This window comes from Amycolatopsis roodepoortensis, assembly GCF_024628825.1.
GTDB classification, from domain to species: Bacteria; Actinomycetota; Actinomycetes; order Mycobacteriales; family Pseudonocardiaceae; genus Amycolatopsis; species Amycolatopsis roodepoortensis.
Genome location: NZ_CP102415.1, coordinates 7,079,942 through 7,100,054 on the forward strand (window position 1 = coordinate 7,079,942; position 20,113 = coordinate 7,100,054).

Genomic DNA, 20,113 nt, shown 5'->3' on the forward strand with positions numbered 1-20,113 from the left:
GCACTTCGAGCGGTCAGTCGAAGAACGCCGGTACGTCCAGCGCTCCGCCCGACGCCTCGAACTCTTCGTGCACCGCGGCGCGGAGTTTCGCGTCGGCCAGGTAGTCGACGGCGGTCAGCGCCAGTCCCAGCGCGCCGTCGACGACCGCGCGATCGCCGTCCGGCGAACCGGCCGCGGCCGCGAACTCCTTGGTGTGCAAGGCGGTCGTCGGTCCGGCGATGGCGATCATCGGGTGGATCGCGGGCATCCGGTAGGAGAGGTTGCCGAGATCCGTCGAACCGGTGAGGAATTCGGGCACGATCCCCGGCGGCAGCGGTTTGCGGCCGGCGTCGACCTGGTGCACGGACCAGCGTCCGGCGAGGGTGGTGTTGAACCGGATCGGGAGATACGCGGGCTGGGCGTCCCATTTCAGTTCGACTCCGCAGCCGGTCATTTCCGCCGCACCACGCGCGATCGCCGAAACCCGCTCGGCGAGGTCGCGCAGCGTGTCCGGCTGCGCGGAGCGGAGGTAGAACAGCAGGGCCGCGCGTTCGGGGACGACGTTCGGCCGCGCGCCGCCGTCGGTGAAGACCCCGTGGACGCGGTCGCCCGACGGCAGATGCTGCCGGAGCGCCGCGACTCCCTGGTACGCGGCGACGGCGGCGTCGAGCGCGTTGCGTCCCATGAACGGCTGAGCCGAGGCGTGCGCGCCGACCCCGTGGAACACCATTTCCAGCTGCCGCCTGCCGAGGAACGGGTGCATGGCGATGTCGTGGCTGAACGGATGCAGCATGACCACCGCGTCGACGTCGTCGAAAACGCCGGCGCGGGCCATGGTCTCCTTGCCGCCACCGCCTTCCTCCGCCGGTGTGCCGATCAGCGAGACCCGGCCGCCGAGGCGTTCGGCGACCGCCGCCGCGCCGAGGAAGCCGCCCGCGCCCGCGGTGCAGATGACGTTGTGCCCGCAGCCGTGGCCGAGCCCGGGAAGCGCGTCGTATTCGGAGAGGACCGCGATATGCGGGCCGCTGCCGGGGGTGGTCGCGACCAAGGCGGTGTCGAGCCCGCCCGCGCCGATCGTCACCTCGTGGCCGTGCCGCTCGAGCAGGTCACCGAGCGCGCGGACCGAGCGGTGCTCGGCGAAACCCTCTTCCGGATGAGCGTGCAGGTCCTGGCTCAGCCCCACCAATTCCGCTTCCAGCGCGCGGATCTCGGCGCTGACGGCGTCTCGCGTGGCGGCGTCCGCGCCGTCGTGGGGCGAACCGAGGGGTTCGGCCGCGGCGACGGCGTCCGCGGTCGCGTCGACCAGCGAGCGGAGATAGCTGTCGTCGGGCGGGATCGGCGAAGCGTGCTCAGAGCGGATCATTTCCGGATGTTAACTCCTAGCTCGCCGGTGACGATCTGCGTGACACCGGAGTACCGCTCGCCGACGTGGTCGAAGCCCCGCCGGAACAGCTTCGCCGCGATCTCGCCGCGGTCGAACATCCGCTGCCCGCTCAGCCTGCCGAGGACGGTGTCCGCCAGCCGCATCGGCTGCTCGCCGTGCCGGGCGCTGGTCAGCACCACCAGCGAGCCGCCGGGTTTCAGCACCCGGGCGAACGAATCCAGTGCCGCGTCCGGATCGGCGAACATGTGCAGCGCGGCGAAGCAGCAGACGCCGTCCACAGTGGAATCGTCGAGCGGCAGGTCGACGGCGTCGGCGCGCAGATAGGTCACCGAAGGGGGATTGGGCGCGGCGAGGGCCTTCTCCAGCATGGAGACCGAACCGTCGAGCCCGATGGACAACCCGTCCGGACCGACCGCTTCGCCGAAAGCGCGGGTGAACCTGCCGGTGCCGCAGGCGACGTCCAGCGCGACCTTGCCGGGCCGGAGGCCGAGCGCTTCGAGCGCGATCCGGACCTCGCCTGCCATGCTCGGGCCGTTCAGTCCTTTCGCGACCCTGCCCAATGCCGGCCGCCAGTACCGCTCGTAGATCATCGGCACGGCGGAGGTGCGCATCAGCCGCTGAGCGAGTCCGGTCGGTGGCCCCGCTTGCGGGATTTCCCCCAGCAGGTCAAGGAAATCCTTGCGGTCGGCGGCGGGTGTGGTGCCCGGCCGCAGGAGGCTCCTCAGACGTTCGCGATGGTCCGGCATGGCTGCTCCCTTCACGGTCCTCACCGGAGAATCTGCCATGACCGGCCCGTTCGCGACATTCCCGCCGCCACGACCCGAAACTGTCGGTGGCCCTCTCTAACGTCGGAGGGAGTCGCCGTTCCCCAGCCGAAGGAGCCCGAAATGACCGGCTCGATCCTGCAGCACACCGCCTCGACCACGCTTCGCATCCCGGTGCGCGGCCCGTTCGACCTCGACAAGTCCATCCGTTTCCTGACCGATTTCCCGCCCGCGTGCCGCGCGGACGCCGCCGCCGATCCCGGCACCCTGCGCTTCGCCTTCCCCGCCGAGGCGGGCTGGGAGCACGTCGGTGCGGCCGTCAGACAGAGATCGCCCGGTTCGATCGAGGTGGAGGTCTTCGCTGAAGAAGGCCTCGCCGTCGAAGTCGGCGCCCAGGTCCGGCGGATCCTGTCGGTGGACGTCGACGGCGTCGGCTTCGCCAAGGTCGGCACGGCGGATCCCGTGGTGCGCCGCCTCCAGCAGGCGCACCCCGGGCTGAGGCCGGTGCTGTTCCATTCGCCCTATGAAGCGGCCTGCTGGGCGATCCTGAGCCACCGGGCGGGGATGTCCCAGGCGGCCACGGTGAAACGACGGCTCGCCGAGGAGTTCGGCAGGCCCGTGGACGTCGGCGGGAAGGTCCTCAGGTCGTTCCCCGCGCCGGACGTCCTGGCCGGGCCGGAGGCCGGGCGGGCGCTGCCGGAGGTGAAGGCCGAGCGGTTGCGCGCGGTGGCCAACGCCGCCAAGGACGGTCTGCTCGACGCCGCGTATCTGCGTGCGATGCCGGTGCCGGACGCGTTGCGCTGGTTGCAGCGCTTGCCGGGGATCGGCCCGTTCTCGGCGCAGCTGATCCTGATCCGGGGCGCCGGGCACCCGGACGTCTTCCCCAGTGGCGAACCCCGGTTGCAGGAGGCCATGCGGGCCGCGTACGACCTGCTTGAGGCGCCACCCGAAGAGCTGGAGGAGCTGTCCGCGGTGTGGCGGCCCTTCCGCAGTTGGGTGGCTTTCGCCCTGCGCAACGACGGGGAGTTTCGCACGCGCGGGATCGGAGGTTCGATGACCGCCTGACACGGGACATATCCGGCTTGTGGTGAGCTGAGGAGGTGAGCTCGTCTCCCGCCGAAACGGTTTCCGACATCGCCCAGTCCACCCCTCCCGGCACGATCACCCTGGTCACCGGTGGTCTCGCGCTGCTCGTGGTGCTCTCGGGCAGGCCTTGGCGGATCGCCCGCAACCTGATCACGCTCGTCCACGAGGCGGGTCACGCGCTGGCGGCGGTGCTGGTCGGGCGTCGGCTGCAGGGCATCAAGCTGCACTCGGACACCTCCGGCGTCACGGTCTCCCGTGGCAAACCGGAGGGCCCGGGGATGGCGTTCACCGCGCTCGCCGGGTACCCGGCGGCGGCGGTGCTCGGGCTGGTGTTCGCGGGGCTGCTCTCGTCGGACCTGATCACCGTCGTGCTGATCACGATGGCGCTGATGCTGCTGGGCGTGCTGGTGATGGTGCGCAACACCTACGGCGTGTTCACCGTGGTCGCCAGCTCGGTGGTGCTCGGGCTGGTCGCGCTGGTGGCGCCCTCGTGGTTCCAGGCGATCTTCGTCTACCTGCTGACCTGGTTCCTGCTGTTCGGCGGTGTCCGGCCGGTGGTCGAGCTGCAGATCAAGCGGCGCCGGGGAGCGGCACGGGATTCCGACGCCGATCAGCTCGGCAGGCTCACCGGGATGCCCGCGGTGCTGTGGGTACTGGTGATGGCCGTGCTGACGGTGAGCTGTCTCTTCGCGGGCGGGTTGTGGCTGCTGGAGCCGACCGTCGCCTGACCGGGGCGGTACGGCAGACTGATGGCTCGTTCCGCGCGGAAGGAGTCAGCAGATGGATGAGGTCGCCAAGGCCGTCGAGGAATGCGCTCGATCGGCGAAACGGGCCGCGCCGTCACTGGCCGCCGCGACCGCGGAGGCGATCGACGCCGCGCTGAACGCCATGGCGGACAAGCTGGTCGAGCACGCCGACGTCGTGCTCGAAGCGAACCAGGCCGACATCGCCAAGGCGCGCGAGGACGGCATGAGCGCGGGCCTGCTCGACAGGCTCACCATCACGCCCGAGCGGCTGACCGGGATGGCCGAACAGCTCCGTCTCCTGGCGGGTGCGCCGCATCAGGAGCGGTCCGTCGACGTGTCCACTTTGGACGGAGGCCTGCGGCTGGTGGAACGCCGCCGCCCGGTCGGCGTGATCGGCGCGAACTACGAGGCGCGCCCGAACGTCACGGTGGACGTCGCCTCGCAGCTGGTGAAGTCGCGCAACGGTGGCGTGCTCCGCACGGGTTCCGCCGCGCTCGGCTCGGCGCAGCGCCTGCGCGAGACCGTGATCGCGCCCGCGCTCTCCGAGGCGGGTATCGACCCGGACGTCATCCAGCTGGTGCCGCGCGCCGAACGCGAAGCAGCTTCCGCGCTGGTCCGGTTCCCCGCGCTCGTGCCGCTGGTCATCCTGCGCGGCAGCGGTGACAGCACCCGGGCGCTGGCCACCGAGGCGGCCGTCCACGGCGTCCGCACGCTGGCGCACGCCGATGGCGGCGGCGTGCTGTACGTCGACGAGGCTGCCGACACCGACAAGGTGCGCGACCTGGTCTTCAACAGCCTCGACCGGCTCGGCGTCTGCAACCGGCTGAACCTGCTGCTGATCCACGAGAGCGCGCACGACCGCGTCTGGCCCGGCATCTCCGGCGCGCTGGCCGAGCGGGGCGTCACCCCGTCGCTCGCGCCGCACGAGCACGCCATCGGCTACGAATGGGCGCTCGACTCCGACCGCGAAGCGACCGTCACCGTCGCGAAGGTCTCCAGCCTGCCCGAAGCGGCGGAGATCGCCAACGAACGGACCTCGGGCCTGGCCGCCGGCATCGCGACCGAAAGCAGCGAAGCGGCCGACGCGTTCTTCGACGCGTACACCGGCACCGGTGTCTTCTGGAACGCCCCGACCCGGCTGCTCGACGGTTTCAAGCTCCTCGCCGTCCCCGAGACCGGCATCAACCTGGACAAGGTCCCCGGCCCGCGCGGCCCGGTCACCTACACCGATCTCTACGTGCGGCAGTACGCCGTGCTGCCCGCCTGACCTCACGTTGGTCGTGAGTGGCGATTCGGGTTAGAACACGAAACGCCACTCACGACCGGGCTCGCTCGCGGAAGTGGTAGCAAAGGTCCCTTGCTCTCCCCGGCAGGGGATCAGCGCCGCCGCCGCTTCGACCGAGGCCGGGGCGGCAACGAGTCCGCGGTGGCGTCCTCGACTTCCTCCGGAGCGGGCGCGGGGGGAGGAGTGGCGTCGGCCAGCCCCAGCATCTCCGCGGCGAGCTGCTGCGAAGACGCGAACATGCCCGAAGGCCGGTCCCGCGCCCGGCGTAGGGACGAAGGCCGCAGCCGGTTGTAGCCCCGCACCGAAACGGGCCGCCGCGAGCGGACCTCGTACTGCGGGAAGCCCGATAGCTCGGCCGCGAGTTCCTTGTCGACCAGGATGGTGCCCGGCCGCGCGGTCGAGGTGAGACGGGCGGCGAGGTTCACGACCGAGCCGTAGACGTCGCCGAACCGGCTGAGGATCCGGCCGGAAGCCAGCCCGGCGCGCACGGAGGGCAGGGTCTCGTCGGCGTCGGCGCGTTCGGACAGGGCGAGGGCGATCTCGGCACCGTCGACGGCGGAATCGGCCACGAACAGGACCTCGTCGCCGATCATCTTCACGATCCGCCCGTGGTGATCGGCGACGACCTCGGTGGCGACGGATTCGAACCGGTCGAGGATGTCGGTCAGCTCTTCTTCGCCGACCTGCCTGGTCAGCCGGGTGTAGCCGACCATGTCGACGAAGCCGACCACTTCGGTCCGAGCTTGGAGGTCTTCCTCCGGCATGGCCAGCGCCCGGCCGGCGTAGGCGGCCAGGTGGCGGCGCCAGACGAATTCCTGCACTTTCTCGAGCTCGGGCAGCAGCCGCTCGACGAGCCGCCCGATCTGACGTTCGCTGGTGCCGATCTCCTTGTTCTCGGTGATCATCGTCCACAGCATGTGGACCTGCCATTCCGCGAGCCGCGAAAGGTGCTGGCCCAGCGCGCGCGTCACGGCCAGTTCGATGCTCGGGTCGATCAGCCCCGAGTTCATCAGTTGATCGGCCGTGCGGATGGCTTCGATGTCGGCGTCGGTGAAGACGACCTCGTCGTCCTCGACCGTCGCGAAGCCCAGCGCACGCCAAAGCCGCCGAGAGCGTTCCTCGGGAACGCCTGCCTTCTCGGCGACTTCGAGCCGGGTGTACTTGCGCCTTCCACCGAGCAGGATCCGTTCGAGGCGCTGTTGCAGCGCGTCGGGCGAGATCTCGCCGGGTTCGGGCATCAGGTGGTGTGGACGATGAGCACGTCCACCCCGGACTTCCGCGCGACCTCGGACGGCACGGAGCCCAGGATGCGGCCCGCGAGCGTGTTCAGCCCGCGGTTGCCGACCACCAGCAGGTCCGCGGAGCGCTCGGCGACGACCTTGCGCAGCGAGTCGACCGGGTCGCCCACGACCGCGGCGGTCTCGATGGTCTTCGCGCCGGCCTTCGCCGCCCGGTCGCGGGCGGACAGGAGGGTGTCCTCGGCGGGCGCCGAGCCGACAACCTGGTACGCCTCGTCACCGAGGACGTCCTGCGCCTTCTCCACGTCGCCCTTGTTGGCGGGGTAGTAGGCGCACACGATGACCAGGGTCGCTCCGGAGTCCCCGGCGACACCCGCCGCCCGGTCGACCGCGGCGAACGAGGAATCCGATCCGTCCGTGCCCACGACCACGGTCCGATATGCAGCCATCCGCAACCTCCACCGATCTGACAGCCCGCACCTGCGCGCGAGCAGCGACGATAACCGCTCGTCGGCGGCCTCGCAGGCCGCCGTGAGCACGGTCGGGTGAAAAGGTTACTCGCCAGTCGGTTTCTGCGCTGCCGCAGGTCGCGGTGAAGGCTTCGCGCCGGATGTGGCCTTCGGCACATCGGCCGTCCGGAGCTGCACGGTGGCTTCCGAGTCGGGCGAGGGCTTCGCCTTCAGGTCCGCCGGGACATGCGGTTCGTCGCCGAGCACGTGCGTCGCCTCGGCGAGCGCGGTCCGCGCGGAGCGGACCTGCTCGGCGAGGCTGGAGCGCACCTTGCGGAGCGCTTCGACCCGTTCGGTGGCCTGCGTGATCCGCCGGTTGGACTCTTCGGTGGCCTGCCGGACGCGGCGGCGTGCCTCGTCGGCCGCCTCGGCGAGCCGGGCGTTGGCCTCGGTGATCGAGTTCTGCTTGCGCTTGTTGGCGTCGGCGACGGACTCGCGCTGACGGCGTTCGATGTCGGCCTTGGCCGCCGTCTCCTCTTCGAGCACCTTCGCGCGGATGGCGGCGGCGTCCTCGGTGGCCTCGCGGACGCGGCGGGCGGCCTCGGCCTTGCTCGCGGCCTCCTGCTCGGCCAGCGCGTGCATGGCCTCGGTGCGCCGCGACGCCATCGCGATCTCGAAGTCCTCTTCGACCTGCGTGCGGCGCTGCTGCGACTCGGCGTCGAGCTTGTCGCGCTCGGCCTTCGCCTTGTCGATGATGTCCTTCGCCTCGGCGCGGGCCTTCTCGAGCACGCCGCGGTGCTCGGCCTCCATCTCCTTGCGACGGAGGTCGAGCTCGTTGAGCAGCTGCTCGTAGCGGGCCCGCATCGCGCTCGCGTCGGTCTCCGCCTTCGCGCGGATGTGCCCGGCTTCGGCCTCCGCGCGCGCCTTGGTGTCGGCGGCTTCGTCCTGCGCGAGCCGCAACATGCGCTGCAGGCGCTCGGAAAGGCCTTCGACGCTGGTCGGCGGCTGGGCGAGCCGGTCGACCTGCCCGCGCAGGTCCGCGATCTCGCCGCGTGCGATCTCCAGCTGCCGTGCCAGGTCGCCCGCCTGTCCGATGGCGGCATCGCGATCGGCGGTGAGCATCTTCAGATCGGCGTCCAGCCGTTCGAGATGTTCGTCGACCTGCGCACGGCTGTAACCGCGCTTCGCCACGTCGAAGCCGGCTCCCAGCGGCACTAGCTCCCGTTCCTCGCCAAGGCTCATTCTTCTACCGTAGTCGAGCTGGAGTCACGGAAGGGTGAGCACCCACGCAACGCGCGGCGAAAGCACGTTCCGGCGCGCTAAACGTTCCGGAAGGCGTTGATCCCGTCGATGTGCTTTTCGCGCAGCTCGTGGTTCCGGACACCCAGACCTTCTTCCGGCGCAAGGGCGAGCACGCCGACCTTGCCCTGATGTGCGTTGCGGTGGACGTCCAGCGCGGCCTGCCCGGTCTCTTCGAGCGAGTAGGTCTTCGACAGCGTCGGGTGGATCAGACCTTTCGCGATGAGCCGGTTCGCTTCCCACGATTCGCGGTAGTTGGCGAAGTGGCTGCCGATGATCCGCTTCAGGTTCATCCACAGGTAACGGTTGTCGTACTGGTGCATGTAGCCGGAAGTCGACGCGCACGTGACGATCGTGCCGCCCTTGCGCGCGGCGTAGACGGACGCGCCGAAGGTTTCCCGGCCCGGGTGCTCGAAGACGATGTCCGGGTCTTCGCCACCGGTCAGCTCGCGGATCTTCTTGCCGAACCGCTGCCACTCCTTCGGGTCCTGGTTGTTCTCGTCCTTCCAGAACTTGTAGCCCTCACCAGTGGCGCTGCTGCGGTCGATGATCAGCTCCGCGCCCAGCTTCCGGCAGATCTCCGCCTTTTCGGGGCTGGAGACCACGCACACCGGGATCGCGCCGCCGTTGAGCGCGTACTGCGTCGCGTAGGAGCCGAGGCCGCCCGAAGCGCCCCAGATCAGCACGACGTCGCCCTGCTTCATGTCGGCGCCGTTGCGCGAGACGAGCTGGCGGTAGGCCGTGGAGTTCACCAGACCGGGGGAGGCGGCCTCCTCCCAGGTGAGGTGTCCCGGCTTCGGCATCAGCTGGTTCGCCTTCACCAGCGCGATCTCCGCGAGCCCGCCGAAGTTCGTCTCGAAACCCCAGATCCGCTGCTCGGTGTCGAGCATCGTGTCGTTGTGCCCGTCCGGGCCCTCGAGTTCGACGTTGAGGCAGTGCGCGACGACCTCGTCGCCCGGCTTCCAGTTGTGCACGCCGGGCCCGGTGCGCAGCACGACGCCGGACAAGTCCGAGCCGACGACGTGATAGGGCAGGTCGTGGCGCTTCGACAGCGGCGAAAGCCGCCCGTAGCGCTCCAGGAACTTGAACGTCGAGACCGGTTCGAAGATCGAGGTCCAGACGGTGTTGTAGTTGATCGCGCTCGCCATGACCGCGACCAGCGCCTCGCCCGGGCCGAGTTCCGGCGTCGGGACCTCGTCGACGTGCAGCGACTTGCGCGGGTCCTTGTCCCGGCTTTCGAGGCCTTCGAACATGCCGGCCTCGTCCTTGTGCACGGTCACCCCGCGATAGGACTCCGGCACGTCGAGCGACGCCACGGCGCCGAGGTCATCGTTCAGAATGGCCTGCTGGATCTCGCCGAGCTGCGACATCGGAACCTCCGCGAATGGGGGGACGGCGTGTGGCGCCCTAAATTACTCATGGGTAACCAGGTTCACAACTGTACGAGACGTGGAGCACGTACACATCCCGAAGCGTTATCGACCGGTCTTGACCGGCCGGCCAACCAAGCGCACCATGGGCGGTGGAGATCTCTCCGACCTGCAGGTTCAGCCGATATTCGGAGGTGAGCACGCATGAACGAACCCACGACGCGCCCTTGGACCCGTCCCCATGACTGGGCGGAGGTGGTCATCGGTGTCGTGGTCGCTCTTTCACCCCTCTGGATGACCACGGACAACACCGCCATGTGGACGCTCGTCATCCTCGGCGCGCTGGTCGCCCTCGACGGTCTCGCGTCGCTCGCGATGCCTGGCATGGTCTATGGCGAAGGCATTCAGATCGTCCTGGGCGCGCTGCTGTTCATTTCGCCATGGGTGATGGGATACGCCGACTTCATGGGCGCGTCCTGGACCGCTTGGATCGGTGGCGTCCTGACCGTGGTGGCCGGGGCGGCGGCGATGCCGATCGCCCAGGCGACGCACCGGACGGCGGGACAGCACTGACCCAGGAGGAAACGGCGTGAAAGAGGATTCGGCGAAACAGCGCATCCTGCGGGCCGCGGAGGCGCTCTTCGCCGAATCCGGTTTCGACGCCACGCCCACTTCGCGGATCGCGGAGCGGGCGGGCGTGCCGAAAGGCCTGGTGCACTACTACTTCCGGCGTAAGTCGGATCTGCTGGCCGCGCTGGTCGCCGAACTGCCCGACGCCCGGATCGAACCGGCCGTCGTGGTCGTCCCCGGCGATCTCGCGGGCAGTCTTCGCGGCCTCGTCGTCGAACTCGACAGGCGGTTCAACCGGTCCTTGGCGCTGTCACACCTGTTGTGGCGCGAGGCCGACACGCACCGCGCGGTCCGCGACGCGCTGGCCGAACGCTTCCAGCAACTGGTCCGGCAGGTGAAGGCCGTGATCGTCGCCGCGACGGGCGGCAAGGTCGCGATCGCCGACGTCGATTCGGCGTCGGGACTACTCGCGCGGGCGGTCAGCCATCGTCACGCGACGGCACGGCACAGCGAAGACGGGGACCCCGCCGAGATCGACCGCGAGGTCCTGTTCATCGCCTCGGCGTTGACGCGGGGTCAGTGACCGTCCTTCGCGGGCTCGACCAACTCGACGAGCACGCCGCCGGCGTCCTTGGGGTGCACGAAGTTCACCCGGCTGTTGGACGTACCGCGCTTCGCCTCGTCGTAGAGCAGCCGCAGTCCCTGCGCGCGCAGCGCCGCGGCGGCCGCGTCCACATCGGACACTCGGTACGCCAGCTGCTGCAGCCCGGGGCCGCTCTTCGCGAGGAACTTGCCGATCGCGGAGTCGTCACGCAGCGGCGCGAGGAGCTGGATCGCGGTCTCGGTCCCCGCGGTGCCCGGCGCGCGCAGCATCGCCTCGCGGACGCCCTGCTCCTCGTTGACCTCCTCGTGCGCGACCTCCAGGCCGAAATGCTCGGCGTGGAAGGCGATCGCGGCGTCGAGGTCGGGTACCGCGATGCCGACGTGGTCGATGGCGGTCACGAACGGTTTCAGCGCCTGGTTCATGCAGAGCAGGATAGGTGCGCGGACCGGCGGACCGGCGTGCGCCGCCTCACACTGGCTCCATCAAGAGACCCGCGACCCGGGTATGGTCGCGAAGACCCCCTTTGCCCTTGCGCCGATGCTTGGAGGACGCCGTGTCCGGTTCCGTGATCCTGGGTGCCGCCCGTACACCGATCGGGCGATTGCTCGGTTCCCTGAAGGATTTCTCGGGCGCGCAACTCGGCGGATTCGCCATCAAGGCGGCGCTGGAACAGGCCGGTGTCTCGCCGGACGCGGTCCAGTACACGATCATGGGACAGGTGCTCACCGCCGGCGCGGGCCAGATCCCGGCCCGGCAGGCCGCGGTCGCCGCCGGTATCCCGATGAGCGTCCCGGCGCTGACCATCAACAAGGTCTGCCTCTCCGGTCTCGACGCCATCGCGCTGGCCGATCAGCTCATCCGCGCGGGTGAGTTCGACCTGATCGTGGCGGGCGGCCAGGAGTCGATGACCCAGTCGCCGCATCTGCTGCCGAAGTCCCGCGCGGGCTTCAAGTACGGCGACACCACGCTCGTCGACCACATGGCCTACGACGGTCTGTTCTGCGCCTTCGACCAGGTCGCCATGGGCTCGTCGACGGAGAAGTACAACAGCCGCTACGGGATCACCCGTGAGCAGCAGGACGAGTTCTCCGCGCGGTCGCACCAGCGTGCCGCCGCCGCGATCGCCGAGGGCCGCTTCGACGCCGAGATCGCGCCGGTGTCGATCCCGCAGCGCAAGGGCGACCCGGTCGTCTTCTCGCAGGACGAAGGCGTCCGCGCCGACACCACCGCCGAAGGCCTCGCGAAGCTGCGTCCCGCCTTCGCCTCCGACGGCACCATCACCGCCGGCTCGGCTTCGCAGATCTCCGACGGCGCGGCCGCGGTCATCGTCGCGAGCAAGGCCAAGGCCGAGGAACTGGGCCTGACCCCGCTCGCCGAGATCGGCGCGCACGGCGTGGTCGCCGGTCCGGACGCCAGCCTGCACGAGCAGCCGTCGAACGCGATCCTGGCCGCGCTGGCCAAGGCGAACCTGACCGCGGACGCGCTCGACCTCGTCGAGATCAACGAGGCGTTCGCCGCCGTCGGCCTGGTTTCGGCCGACAAGCTCGGGCTCGACCCGGAGAAGGTCAACGTCGACGGTGGCGCCATCGCGCTCGGTCACCCGATCGGCGCGTCCGGCGCGCGGCTCGCCGTGCACCTGGTCCACGAACTCCGCCGTCGCGGCGGCGGCCTCGGTGCGGCCGCCCTCTGCGGTGGTGGCGGCCAGGGCGACGCGCTGCTGATCCGCGTTCCGTAAAGCCCTTGCCGGTACAGCTGGACATCGACGAACTGGTCGGTCGCGCGCGGGACGGCGTCCCCCGCGCGATCGCCCGGTTGCTGTCGCTGGTCGAGGACGCTCATCCACGGTTGCCCGAGGTCTCGGCGAAGCTGACGCCGCACACCGGCAACGCGCGGGTCGTCGGCCTGACCGGCCCGCCGGGTGTCGGCAAGTCGACATCGACGTCCGCGCTGCTCACCGCCCTGCGGGCGCGGGGCCTGCGGGTCGGGGTGCTGGCGATCGACCCGTCGTCGCCGTTTTCCGGCGGCGCGCTGCTCGGCGACCGGATCCGGATGACCGAACACGCCACCGATCCGGGTGTCTTCATCCGGTCGATGGCCACGCGCGGTCATCTCGGTGGGCTGTCGTGGGCGACGACGCAGGCGGTCCGGGTGCTCGACGCGGCCGGGTTCGACGTCGTGCTGATCGAGACCGTCGGTGTCGGTCAGTCCGAAGTGGACGTCGTGAAACTGGCCGACACCACGGTGGTCCTGCTCGCGCCGGGAATGGGCGACGGGATCCAGGCGGCCAAGGCGGGCGTGCTGGAGATCGCGGACGTGTTCGTGGTCAACAAGGCCGACCGCGAGGGCGCGGACGCGACCGTGCACGACCTCAAGCAGATGATCTCCTTGGTGCGCCGGGAGATCCGCGGTCCGAGCTGGCGTCAGCCGATCGTGCGAACGGTGGCTTCGCGGGGCGAAGGTGTCGAGGACGTCGTCCGGGCGTTGGACGAACACCACGATTGGCTGGTCCGGCGCGACGAACTGCCCCGCCGTCGTGCGGCGCGGGCCCGTGACGAGGTCGAGGCGATCGCCGTGCAGCGGTTGCGCGCGGAAATCGTCGACCTGCGCTCCGGGGACCGGCTCACCGAATTGGCCGAACGCGTGGTCGCGCGGAAACTCGACCCGTTCGCGGCTGCCGAAGAACTCATCGCGGACCTTCGCGGCTCGTGAGTGGTAAGGGCGGTTCTAGCCAAGGGTGTCTTGGATGTCTGCTGCGCTTCAAGCCGGGGAGGGGTGTCGCGAAAGCCACTTTCGAGACGTCTGATGTCCCGAAAGTGGCTTTCGCAACCCCCGGCCAAGCCCAGTGCCCGTGCACCCGCAATAGGTACACAAGACACCTTCGGCACTAACCGTCCTTACCACTCACGAGGTTTCGGTCAGAGGATTTCGATGACGCGGACCTTCGGTGGCCGATTCGGGAAACTGATATCGGTCCACCGGTCGATTCGCACGTCGGCGCCATTGCTGTCGTAATACATCAGGTCGTTGTTGCCGGTGTAGATCCGGTCGATCCACCAGCCGCCGAAGCTGATCCGCCCGCGGTTGGCGTAGCAGTCGACGCTGCTGCTCCCGCCGAGGTGGGACCAGATCTTCAGGTAGTTCTCCCCGTCGCGGCAGGGGATGTGGTCGATGGCGAACGAGATGCCGGTCGGGACGAGCAGGCTGAACGTGGCGGCAGCGGCGGCCGCCACGGCCAGGACGCGCTTCTTGGCCGAAATCACGGAATTCTCCTTCGGTCGTGGAAAGGAGCGTGCTCCGAGCATCTCGATCACCGGCGGTGAATGTCAATTTACCGGTGCGTCCGGGTAACCGACTCTGGTCCATCGGGCAGCCGTCAGAATTCAACGTACATCTTGATGTCGCCGAAATCGCTGTCGAGATTGTCCAGATGGGCGATCGCGTCCTCTTTCCAGACTTCGAGCTGGTTCGTCTCGCCGTAGGTGAGCTGCTCGCCGTCTGCCACCTTGTGGGCGTAGTTCGTGATGGTGACGGTCTGGCCCCGGCAGAACTCCACACGTTCCAGGAACCGGTCGGCCATGTCGGGATCGAAGACGCGGCCCATCCGGACGTAACCGTTGTTGATGTGCTCCTCGCAGTAGAAGTGCGCCGCGGCCGAGGCGATCCACTCGGTCAGCGACGCGTCGCGAGGCGGCCACTTCTCCCGTACGTGCGACTTGATCTCCCTGGCGAGGCGGATGACGCGGCGCCGTTCGAGATCGCTCAGCCCGTCCTCCTTGCGGAAGTCGAGGATCATGTCGTCGACGACCTTGGCGAGCCTGAGCATGCGCGGCTTGTCGAGTTCGGCCGGTTTCTCCGGCGGCAGCCCGGCCATGACCCGCTCGTGCACGAGGACGTACTGCGTGTACGCGTACAGGAAGGTCAGGGCGTTCAGCTGCCATTGGTGTCGTTCGGCGATCTCCACGGCTCCGACCCTAACCGCGGACCTACTTCCGGACCTGTGTGAGCGCCGGGGATTCACCCTATGCTCTGCTCTTCGTCCACGGCTGGGAGGCAGGAACCGTGCAGAGGATCGCGAAGGTCTTTGTGGCAGTGCTGGGAGCCGGGCTGATGCTCGCGGCCGGCACCGGAACGGCGTCGGCGGAGGGTGCGCCGCCGAAGGTGACGAAGGGGCCGTGCCAGTACACGGAGACGTCGGACGAGCCGGCCGCGCGGCCGGTCCCGCTGCCGCCGGACCCGCGGCACACGCCCGACCGGGGCAAGGTCCCGGTGCAGCTGAAGACCAACCAGGGCAAGATCGACCTGACCCTCGATCGGGCGAAGGCGCCGTGCACGGTGCAGAGCTTCCTGCACCTGGCGAAGCACCGCTTCTACGACCGCACGACGTGTCACCGGCTGACCGCGTACCCGACCTTGAAGGTGCTGCAGTGCGGTGACCCGAGCGGTACCGGCGAGGGCGGCCCCGGCTACAAGTACAAGGACGAGCTGCCCGTCGGCCTGCCGCCCGCGCCGACCGACCCGACCGGCGAGCGCAAGGTGTACGCGCGTGGCGTCCTCGCGATGGCCAACGCGGGCCCGGCGACGAACGGGAGCCAGTTCTTCGTCGTGTATGGCGACTCCGCGCTGCGCCCGAACTACACGATCTTCGGCACCGTCGGTCACGAAGGTCTCGAAACCCTCGACGACGTCGCCGCCGGCGGCATCAAGCCGACCCCGGAGAACCCCGCCCCGGTCGACGGCGCTCCCGCCCTGAAGACCGACATCCTCCGGGCGCGTGCCTGGTTCTGCTAGGTGCATTTCGTCCTCTGGATGCGGTAGTGCGTACTCCCAACCACCGCATTCAGAGGACGAAACGGGGAGGCCAGGCCTCCGCGTAACGTGATCCGGCACTCGTACGACTCGTAGGGAGCCCGCACGTTCCGGAGTGGATTGGTCGTATGAAGAAGCTCGAAGCGCACGAAGTCCCGCTGTCGAAAGTGTTCTCGAGTGACTACGAGTTCACCATCCCCGACTACCAGCGGCCGTACACCTGGGGCACCGAGCAGGCGACTCAGTTGTTCCACGACCTTTACGACGCGGTCGACCGCAACCCGGACGAGCCGTATTTCCTCGGTTCGGTCGTCCTGGTCAAGGATGCGAGCGTGCCGAGGGCCGAGGTGATCGACGGTCAACAGCGGCTGACCACTCTGACGATCCTCTTGTCCGTACTTCGCGAGCTGAGCGACGACGAGAAGGATCACCTGGACAAGCTGATCTGGGAGCCTGGCGACCCCATCCAAGACCTGGCGTCACGCCCTCGGCTCAAGCTTCGGCGTCGCGATGAAGAGTTCTTCCGCAAGCATGTGCAGGACCGTGGCGGCATGGCCGTCCTGGAGAATGGTGCAGCACCGGCAAACGACGCACAGGACCGGATCGCTGAAAACGTCAACGCGCTGCGCAGGCTCTTGGAGCAGAAGAGTCCGGAGGAACGCTTCGCCCTGGCGAGAACAATCGTTCAACGAACGTTTCTGGTGATCGTCAGTACGCCGGACCTGGCCAGCGCCTACCGGATCTTTTCGGTGATGAACTCTCGTGGGGTGGAGCTTTCGCCAGCCGACATCTTCAAGTCCAGGGTCGTCGGCGCACTACCCGAAGAGTTGAAGGAGAAGTACGCGGCCAAGTGGGAAGATCTCGAGGTCGATCTAGGCCGGGACGCGTTCGCGGATCTCTTTTCCCATATCCGGATGGTCTACATGAAGGTGCGGGCAAGGAGGGAACTGCTTCAGGAATTCGACGCCAGCGTGCTCAGCGGGTTCCTGCCCGACCGTCCGGCGGCGTTCGTCGACGAGGTGCTGGAACCCTACGGGCAGGCCTACCGGGACCTCCTCGCCAGTGACTACCAGCCGGTGGACGACCCGACGGAGATCAATCGCTGGTTGCGGCGTTTGCATCGGCTCGATGACTTCGACTGGCAGCCGCCCGCGCTATGGGCGTTCACTCACCACCGTTTCGAACCTGAATGGCTGACGGAGTTTCTTCGCAAGCTCGACCGTCTCGGAGCGTCCATGCTCCTTCGGCGCTTCAACACCCATCAACGTGGTCAGCGCATCGGACAGCTTCTTCGCGAACTCGACGAGGGTCTGGGGCTGGACGCCCCGGCGCTCGAGTTGACGTCGGACGAATGCGCCGAGGTGATCGACCGGCTGGGCGGTGAGATCTACAACCAGTGGATCGTGCGGAAGTACGTGCTGATCCGGCTCGACGAGCTGCTGTCGGATCCGGAGGCGCTCCGGTATGAGCCCAAGATGATCACCGTCGAACACGTTCTCCCGCAGAATCCCCAGCGCGGCAGTGACTGGACCCGGCTGTTCACGTTGGCGGAACGGGCGTACTGGACCCACCGGCTGGCGAATCTGGTGCTGTTGAGCCGGACGAAGAACGCCCAGGCGAAGAACTTCGATTTCGGCACCAAGAAGACGAAGTACTTCACCGCCAAGTCGGTTTCGAACTTCCCCCTCACCACGCAGGTGCTGGCAACCGAGAGCTGGACCCCCGAGGTGTTGGAGCAGCGTCAGCAGAACCTGGTCGGCATTCTCAGCGAGTTCTGGGACCTGCGCTGAGAGCGCGGTGACGAGGAGACCGTCGCATTTCGTCCTCTGGATGCGGTAGTGCGTACTCCCAACCACCGCATTCACAGGACGAAATGCGGGAGGGAGCTAGGTGACCTCGAAGATGGCCTCGCGCAAGGCCTGGGTGGCGCCGCCGAAAGCGTGTTTCGCGGCGGCGCCATACCCGATGATGAGCCCTTCGCGCTGCGGTTCGCCGATCCAGTAGCCGCTGAGGCCTTCGAGCCCGATGGCGCGACGGCGGCAGGCGGCCAGTACCTCCATCTCCCGGGGGAGGTCGCCGGGGAACTGGAGCACCAAGTGCAGCCCGGCGGAGATCCCTTGTGGCAGCACGGAATCCGGCAGGGCCGCGAGCAGTTTGTCGCGCCGGGACCGGTATTCGACGCGGCAGCGGCGGATGTGCCGGTCGTAGGCGCCCGACTCGATCAGCTCGGCCAACGCCAGCTGGTCCAGCAACGCCGGTCGCGCCCCGCTCTCGGCCAGCGCCGCGCGCACCGGTTCGACCAGGAACCGCGGCAGCACCATCCAGCCCAGGCGCAGCGACGGCGCGAGCGTCTTGCTCGTCGTGCCCACGTAGACGACCCGTTCGGGTGCCAGCGCCTGCAACGCGCCGACCTGCTGATGGTCGAACCGGAACTCGCCGTCGTAATCGTCCTCGATGACGACTGCGCCGGTCTCCTCCGCCCAGCGGGTGAGTTCGGCCCGCCGCCCGGGCGCGAGGGTGACGCCGAGCGGATACTGGTGCGCCGGGGTGACCACCACCGCCGGACTGTCCAAAGAGGACACGGTGATCCCGTGATCGTCGACGGGGACGCCGACCACGCGGGGACCGTTGGCGGCGGCGATGTTCCGGTAGATGTGCAGCGACGGGTTCTCGAACGCGATCTCGTCCGCGCCGCGCGCGTGCAGGACCCGCGCCAGTACCGCGATCGCGTGCGAGAACCCGGAGCACACCAGGATGCGGGCGGGGTCGGCGAGCACGCCGCGGCTGCGGGCCAGATACGCGGCGAGCGTTTCCCTCAGTTCCGCCGCGCCGGACTCGGCCGTGTAGTCGAACGCCGACATCGGCGCCTGGTGCAGCGCCCGCCGGGTCGCGGCGAGCCAGGCCGCGCGGGGGAACGCGGACAGGTTCGGCCTGCCGGGGCGCAGGTCCCAGCGTGGCGCCGGATTGCGGGGGACGGGCCGCGGCGGCGACGCGGGCAGCGCTCCCGCCGTCGCGACACGGGTCGGCGCGCCCTGTGTGGTCCGCAGGTATCCCTCGGCGGCGAGGTCGGCGTAGACCCGCGTGACCGTTCCCCTGGCCACGCCGAGGTCCTGTGCCAGCGCCCTGGTCGAGGGCACCGCGGCGCCTGCCTGCCAGCGTCCCTCGCGGATGGCCGCGCGGATCGCAGTCGCGAGCCCGCTCCGGCCGCTTTCGGGACGCCAGTCCAGGTGGACGTCTATTCCCGAACTGGACCACGAATCTGCCATGACACTGGACCATACTCGTGGGCCAGTCGTCGCTAGATTCGACGGCATGACCGAGCGAATCCATGTGGGCAAGCGAGTGCCCGAGATCTACCAGGCCATGGCCAAACTGCAGGCCGAAGTCGAGAAGGCCGCCGCCAACGCCGGGGTCGACCAGAAGATCCTCGAACTGGTGAAGATGCGGTCGTCGCAGATCAACCACTGCGCGTTCTGCCTCGACATGCACTCCCACGACGCGCTGCAGATGGGCGAGTCGCCGCGGCGGCTGTTCGTGCTGCAGGGGTGGCGCGAGACCGAACTGTTCACCGAGCAGGAGCGCGCCGCCCTCGCGCTCACCGAGGCGATCACGAACGTCGCGACCCTGCACGACGTCCCGGACGACGTCTACGAAGAGGCCACCCGCGTCTTCACCGAGGAGCAGTACCGCGCGATCGTCTGGGAGGCCATCGCGATCAACAGCTGGAACCGGATGTGCGTGACCAGCCACGCGCCGCTGCCCGAGCGCGCCGAATGACGGCGGCCCGGCTGCGGGAACTGCACGTCGCGGGTAGCCCGCTGCTCCTGCCGAACGCGTGGGACGCTGACAGCGCGCGTCTCGTGGAAGCCGCCGGGTTCCCGGTCGTGGCGACGAGTTCCTTCGCCGTGGCCAAGGTCCTCGGGTACGACGACGGGGAGGACGCGCCCGCCGCCGAGATGTTCGCGGCGGCGGCGCGGATCGCGCGGGCGGTCTCGGTTCCGGTGACCGTCGACGTGGAAGGCGGGTACGGCCTCGAAGCGGGAGAGCTCGCGGCGAGGCTGGCCGAAGCGGGCGCAGTCGGCTGCAACTACGAAGACACCGATCACGCTTCAGGTCGAGTACGCCCGCTCGAGGCGCAGGCGAAACGGGTCGCGGAGTTGCGCGAGGCCGCCGGGGACGCGCTGGTGATCAACGCCCGCGTCGACGTCTTCCTCGGCGCGTCCGACGAACGAGCGGTACTGGACGACGCGATCTTGCGGGCGAAGGCGTACTTCGAGGCCGGGGCGGATTGCGTCTACCCGATCATGGTGAAGTCGCCGGAGGTGCTCGGCGAGTTCGTGAAGGCGGTGGCGCCGGGAGCGGTCAACGCCGCCCCGATGCCCGGAGGCCCCGATCTCTCCGCGCTCACGGCACTGGGGGTGGCGCGGATCTCGCTGGGTACCGGGCTGTGGAAGTCGGTCCGCGCCGATCTCCGCGCGAAGCTGGCGGAACTGACTGCGGGGAAGCTGCCTTACTAGGGGAAATGGGAACCGG

Annotated in this window: 21 protein-coding genes; 11 read left to right on the forward strand and 10 right to left on the reverse strand. The window is 69.0% G+C overall.

Going from position 1 to position 20,113, the window contains the following annotated elements; all coding sequences use genetic code 11:
* Nucleotides 1-13: 13 nt before the first annotated feature.
* Both NQK81_RS33920 and NQK81_RS33925 read right to left on the reverse strand, forming a co-directional pair.
* Nucleotides 14-1,342: a M20 family metallopeptidase gene (locus NQK81_RS33920; RefSeq protein ID WP_257484713.1), complete on the reverse strand. Its 1,329-nt coding sequence runs from the start codon at nucleotides 1,340-1,342 to the stop codon at nucleotides 14-16.
* The gene (locus NQK81_RS33925; RefSeq protein ID WP_257484714.1) at nucleotides 1,339-2,109 is read right to left on the reverse strand and encodes a class I SAM-dependent methyltransferase; all 771 of its coding nucleotides are present in this window, start codon (nucleotides 2,107-2,109) and stop codon (nucleotides 1,339-1,341) included. The genes NQK81_RS33920 and NQK81_RS33925 overlap by 4 nt, the downstream gene beginning before the upstream one ends.
* 141 nt (nucleotides 2,110-2,250) lie before the next feature.
* Between NQK81_RS33925 and NQK81_RS33930 the strand changes: the two genes are divergently transcribed.
* The 3 genes from NQK81_RS33930 to NQK81_RS33940 are packed head-to-tail and all read left to right on the forward strand — an operon-like array spanning nucleotide 2,251 to nucleotide 5,226.
* Nucleotides 2,251-3,192 carry a DNA-3-methyladenine glycosylase family protein gene (locus NQK81_RS33930; RefSeq protein ID WP_257484715.1) on the forward strand — a complete coding sequence of 314 codons (942 nt, stop codon included), beginning with the start codon at nucleotides 2,251-2,253 and terminating at the stop codon, nucleotides 3,190-3,192.
* A gap of 35 nt (nucleotides 3,193-3,227) precedes the next feature.
* Nucleotides 3,228-3,941, forward strand: a complete 714-nt coding sequence (locus tag NQK81_RS33935) for a M50 family metallopeptidase (protein ID WP_126732820.1) — start codon at nucleotides 3,228-3,230, stop codon at nucleotides 3,939-3,941.
* Between the two features lie 52 nt (nucleotides 3,942-3,993).
* A complete protein-coding gene (locus NQK81_RS33940) occupies nucleotides 3,994-5,226 on the forward strand; it encodes an aldehyde dehydrogenase family protein (protein WP_257484716.1) in 1,233 nt (410 codons plus the stop codon).
* Between the two features lie 110 nt (nucleotides 5,227-5,336).
* On the opposite strand, the gene NQK81_RS33945 is transcribed toward NQK81_RS33940, so the two are convergent.
* The 4 genes from NQK81_RS33945 to ccrA all read right to left on the reverse strand — a co-directional run bounded on the left by NQK81_RS33945 (nucleotide 5,337) and on the right by ccrA (nucleotide 9,600).
* Nucleotides 5,337-6,482, reverse strand: coding sequence for an adenylate/guanylate cyclase domain-containing protein (locus NQK81_RS33945; RefSeq protein ID WP_257484717.1), 1,146 nt, complete (start codon nucleotides 6,480-6,482; stop codon nucleotides 5,337-5,339).
* Complete coding sequence (locus NQK81_RS33950; protein WP_007031721.1) at nucleotides 6,482-6,931, reverse strand: universal stress protein; 450 nt, start codon at nucleotides 6,929-6,931, stop codon at nucleotides 6,482-6,484. The genes NQK81_RS33945 and NQK81_RS33950 overlap by 1 nt, the downstream gene beginning before the upstream one ends.
* Nucleotides 6,932-7,036: 105 nt before the next feature.
* Nucleotides 7,037-8,146, reverse strand: a complete 1,110-nt coding sequence (locus NQK81_RS33955) for a coiled-coil domain-containing protein (protein ID WP_443092902.1) — start codon at nucleotides 8,144-8,146, stop codon at nucleotides 7,037-7,039.
* Between the two features lie 104 nt (nucleotides 8,147-8,250).
* Nucleotides 8,251-9,600 carry a crotonyl-CoA carboxylase/reductase gene (gene ccrA / locus NQK81_RS33960; protein WP_126732823.1) on the reverse strand — a complete coding sequence of 450 codons (1,350 nt, stop codon included), beginning with the start codon at nucleotides 9,598-9,600 and terminating at the stop codon, nucleotides 8,251-8,253.
* A 204-nt stretch (nucleotides 9,601-9,804) separates the two neighbouring features.
* Between ccrA and NQK81_RS33965 the strand changes: the two genes are divergently transcribed.
* Together NQK81_RS33965 and NQK81_RS33970 are read left to right on the forward strand one after the other, a co-directional pair.
* Nucleotides 9,805-10,173 carry an SPW repeat protein gene (locus tag NQK81_RS33965; protein ID WP_125673593.1) on the forward strand — a complete coding sequence of 123 codons (369 nt, stop codon included), beginning with the start codon at nucleotides 9,805-9,807 and terminating at the stop codon, nucleotides 10,171-10,173.
* Between the two features lie 16 nt (nucleotides 10,174-10,189).
* A complete protein-coding gene (locus tag NQK81_RS33970) occupies nucleotides 10,190-10,753 on the forward strand; it encodes a TetR/AcrR family transcriptional regulator (RefSeq protein WP_126732824.1) in 564 nt (187 codons plus the stop codon).
* Here NQK81_RS33970 and mce read toward each other — a convergent pair.
* A complete protein-coding gene (gene mce / locus NQK81_RS33975; protein WP_093937501.1) occupies nucleotides 10,747-11,196 on the reverse strand; it encodes a methylmalonyl-CoA epimerase in 450 nt (149 codons plus the stop codon). The genes NQK81_RS33970 and mce overlap by 7 nt on opposite strands.
* A 131-nt stretch (nucleotides 11,197-11,327) precedes the next feature.
* On the opposite strand from mce, the gene NQK81_RS33980 reads away from it, so the two are divergent.
* Nucleotides 11,328-12,509: an acetyl-CoA C-acetyltransferase gene (locus NQK81_RS33980; RefSeq protein WP_126732825.1), complete on the forward strand. Its 1,182-nt coding sequence runs from the start codon at nucleotides 11,328-11,330 to the stop codon at nucleotides 12,507-12,509.
* A 5-nt stretch (nucleotides 12,510-12,514) separates the two neighbouring features.
* Nucleotides 12,515-13,483: a methylmalonyl Co-A mutase-associated GTPase MeaB gene (gene meaB, locus NQK81_RS33985; RefSeq protein ID WP_257484719.1), complete on the forward strand. Its 969-nt coding sequence runs from the start codon at nucleotides 12,515-12,517 to the stop codon at nucleotides 13,481-13,483.
* Nucleotides 13,484-13,689: 206 nt separating this feature from the next.
* Here the strand turns inward: meaB and NQK81_RS33990 are convergent, their stop codons facing one another.
* Both NQK81_RS33990 and NQK81_RS33995 read right to left on the reverse strand, forming a co-directional pair.
* On the reverse strand, nucleotides 13,690-14,034 hold the full coding sequence (locus NQK81_RS33990) for a beta/gamma crystallin domain-containing protein (RefSeq protein WP_257484720.1): 345 nt from the start codon (nucleotides 14,032-14,034) through the stop codon (nucleotides 13,690-13,692).
* A 113-nt stretch (nucleotides 14,035-14,147) separates the two neighbouring features.
* Entirely contained in the window at nucleotides 14,148-14,735 is a 588-nt protein-coding gene (locus NQK81_RS33995; RefSeq protein ID WP_126732827.1) for a hypothetical protein, read from the reverse strand.
* Between the two features lie 146 nt (nucleotides 14,736-14,881).
* On the opposite strand from NQK81_RS33995, the gene NQK81_RS34000 reads away from it, so the two are divergent.
* Nucleotides 14,882-15,562 carry a peptidylprolyl isomerase gene (locus tag NQK81_RS34000; protein WP_257489906.1) on the forward strand — a complete coding sequence of 227 codons (681 nt, stop codon included), beginning with the start codon at nucleotides 14,882-14,884 and terminating at the stop codon, nucleotides 15,560-15,562.
* Nucleotides 15,563-15,708: 146 nt separating this feature from the next.
* Nucleotides 15,709-17,370 (forward strand): DUF262 domain-containing protein, encoded by a 1,662-nt coding sequence (locus tag NQK81_RS34005; RefSeq protein ID WP_257484721.1) that lies wholly within the window; start codon nucleotides 15,709-15,711, stop codon nucleotides 17,368-17,370.
* A 96-nt stretch (nucleotides 17,371-17,466) separates the two neighbouring features.
* On the opposite strand, the gene pdxR is transcribed toward NQK81_RS34005, so the two are convergent.
* Complete coding sequence (pdxR, locus tag NQK81_RS34010; RefSeq protein ID WP_257484722.1) at nucleotides 17,467-18,846, reverse strand: MocR-like pyridoxine biosynthesis transcription factor PdxR; 1,380 nt, start codon at nucleotides 18,844-18,846, stop codon at nucleotides 17,467-17,469.
* A 46-nt stretch (nucleotides 18,847-18,892) separates the two neighbouring features.
* Here pdxR and NQK81_RS34015 point away from each other — a divergent pair, with 46 nt between their 5' ends.
* Nucleotides 18,893-19,357, forward strand: coding sequence for a carboxymuconolactone decarboxylase family protein (locus NQK81_RS34015; protein WP_016336647.1), 465 nt, complete (start codon nucleotides 18,893-18,895; stop codon nucleotides 19,355-19,357).
* Nucleotides 19,354-20,097 (forward strand): isocitrate lyase/PEP mutase family protein, encoded by a 744-nt coding sequence (locus NQK81_RS34020; protein WP_257484723.1) that lies wholly within the window; start codon nucleotides 19,354-19,356, stop codon nucleotides 20,095-20,097. The genes NQK81_RS34015 and NQK81_RS34020 overlap by 4 nt, the downstream gene beginning before the upstream one ends.
* The last annotated feature ends 16 nt before the right edge of the window (nucleotides 20,098-20,113 follow it).

Excerpts from the sequence above, each read along its gene's own strand:
- NQK81_RS33920 (WP_257484713.1), bottom strand. The coding sequence starts at position 1,342 with ATGATCCGCTCTGAGCACGCTTCGCCGATCCCGCCCGACGACAGCTAT.
- NQK81_RS33925 (WP_257484714.1), bottom strand. The coding sequence starts at position 2,109 with ATGCCGGACCATCGCGAACGTCTGAGGAGCCTCCTGCGGCCGGGCACC.
- NQK81_RS33930 (WP_257484715.1), top strand. The coding sequence starts at position 2,251 with ATGACCGGCTCGATCCTGCAGCACACCGCCTCGACCACGCTTCGCATC.
- NQK81_RS33940 (WP_257484716.1), top strand. The coding sequence starts at position 3,994 with ATGGATGAGGTCGCCAAGGCCGTCGAGGAATGCGCTCGATCGGCGAAA.
- NQK81_RS33945 (WP_257484717.1), bottom strand. The coding sequence starts at position 6,482 with ATGCCCGAACCCGGCGAGATCTCGCCCGACGCGCTGCAACAGCGCCTC.
- NQK81_RS33950 (WP_007031721.1), bottom strand. The coding sequence starts at position 6,931 with ATGGCTGCATATCGGACCGTGGTCGTGGGCACGGACGGATCGGATTCC.
- ccrA (WP_126732823.1), bottom strand. The coding sequence starts at position 9,600 with ATGTCGCAGCTCGGCGAGATCCAGCAGGCCATTCTGAACGATGACCTC.
- NQK81_RS33965 (WP_125673593.1), top strand. The coding sequence starts at position 9,805 with ATGAACGAACCCACGACGCGCCCTTGGACCCGTCCCCATGACTGGGCG.
- mce (WP_093937501.1), bottom strand. The coding sequence starts at position 11,196 with ATGAACCAGGCGCTGAAACCGTTCGTGACCGCCATCGACCACGTCGGC.
- NQK81_RS34000 (WP_257489906.1), top strand. The coding sequence starts at position 14,882 with ATGCTCGCGGCCGGCACCGGAACGGCGTCGGCGGAGGGTGCGCCGCCG.
- NQK81_RS34005 (WP_257484721.1), top strand. The coding sequence starts at position 15,709 with ATGAAGAAGCTCGAAGCGCACGAAGTCCCGCTGTCGAAAGTGTTCTCG.
- pdxR (WP_257484722.1), bottom strand. The coding sequence starts at position 18,846 with ATGGCAGATTCGTGGTCCAGTTCGGGAATAGACGTCCACCTGGACTGG.
- NQK81_RS34015 (WP_016336647.1), top strand. The coding sequence starts at position 18,893 with ATGACCGAGCGAATCCATGTGGGCAAGCGAGTGCCCGAGATCTACCAG.
- NQK81_RS34020 (WP_257484723.1), top strand. The coding sequence starts at position 19,354 with ATGACGGCGGCCCGGCTGCGGGAACTGCACGTCGCGGGTAGCCCGCTG.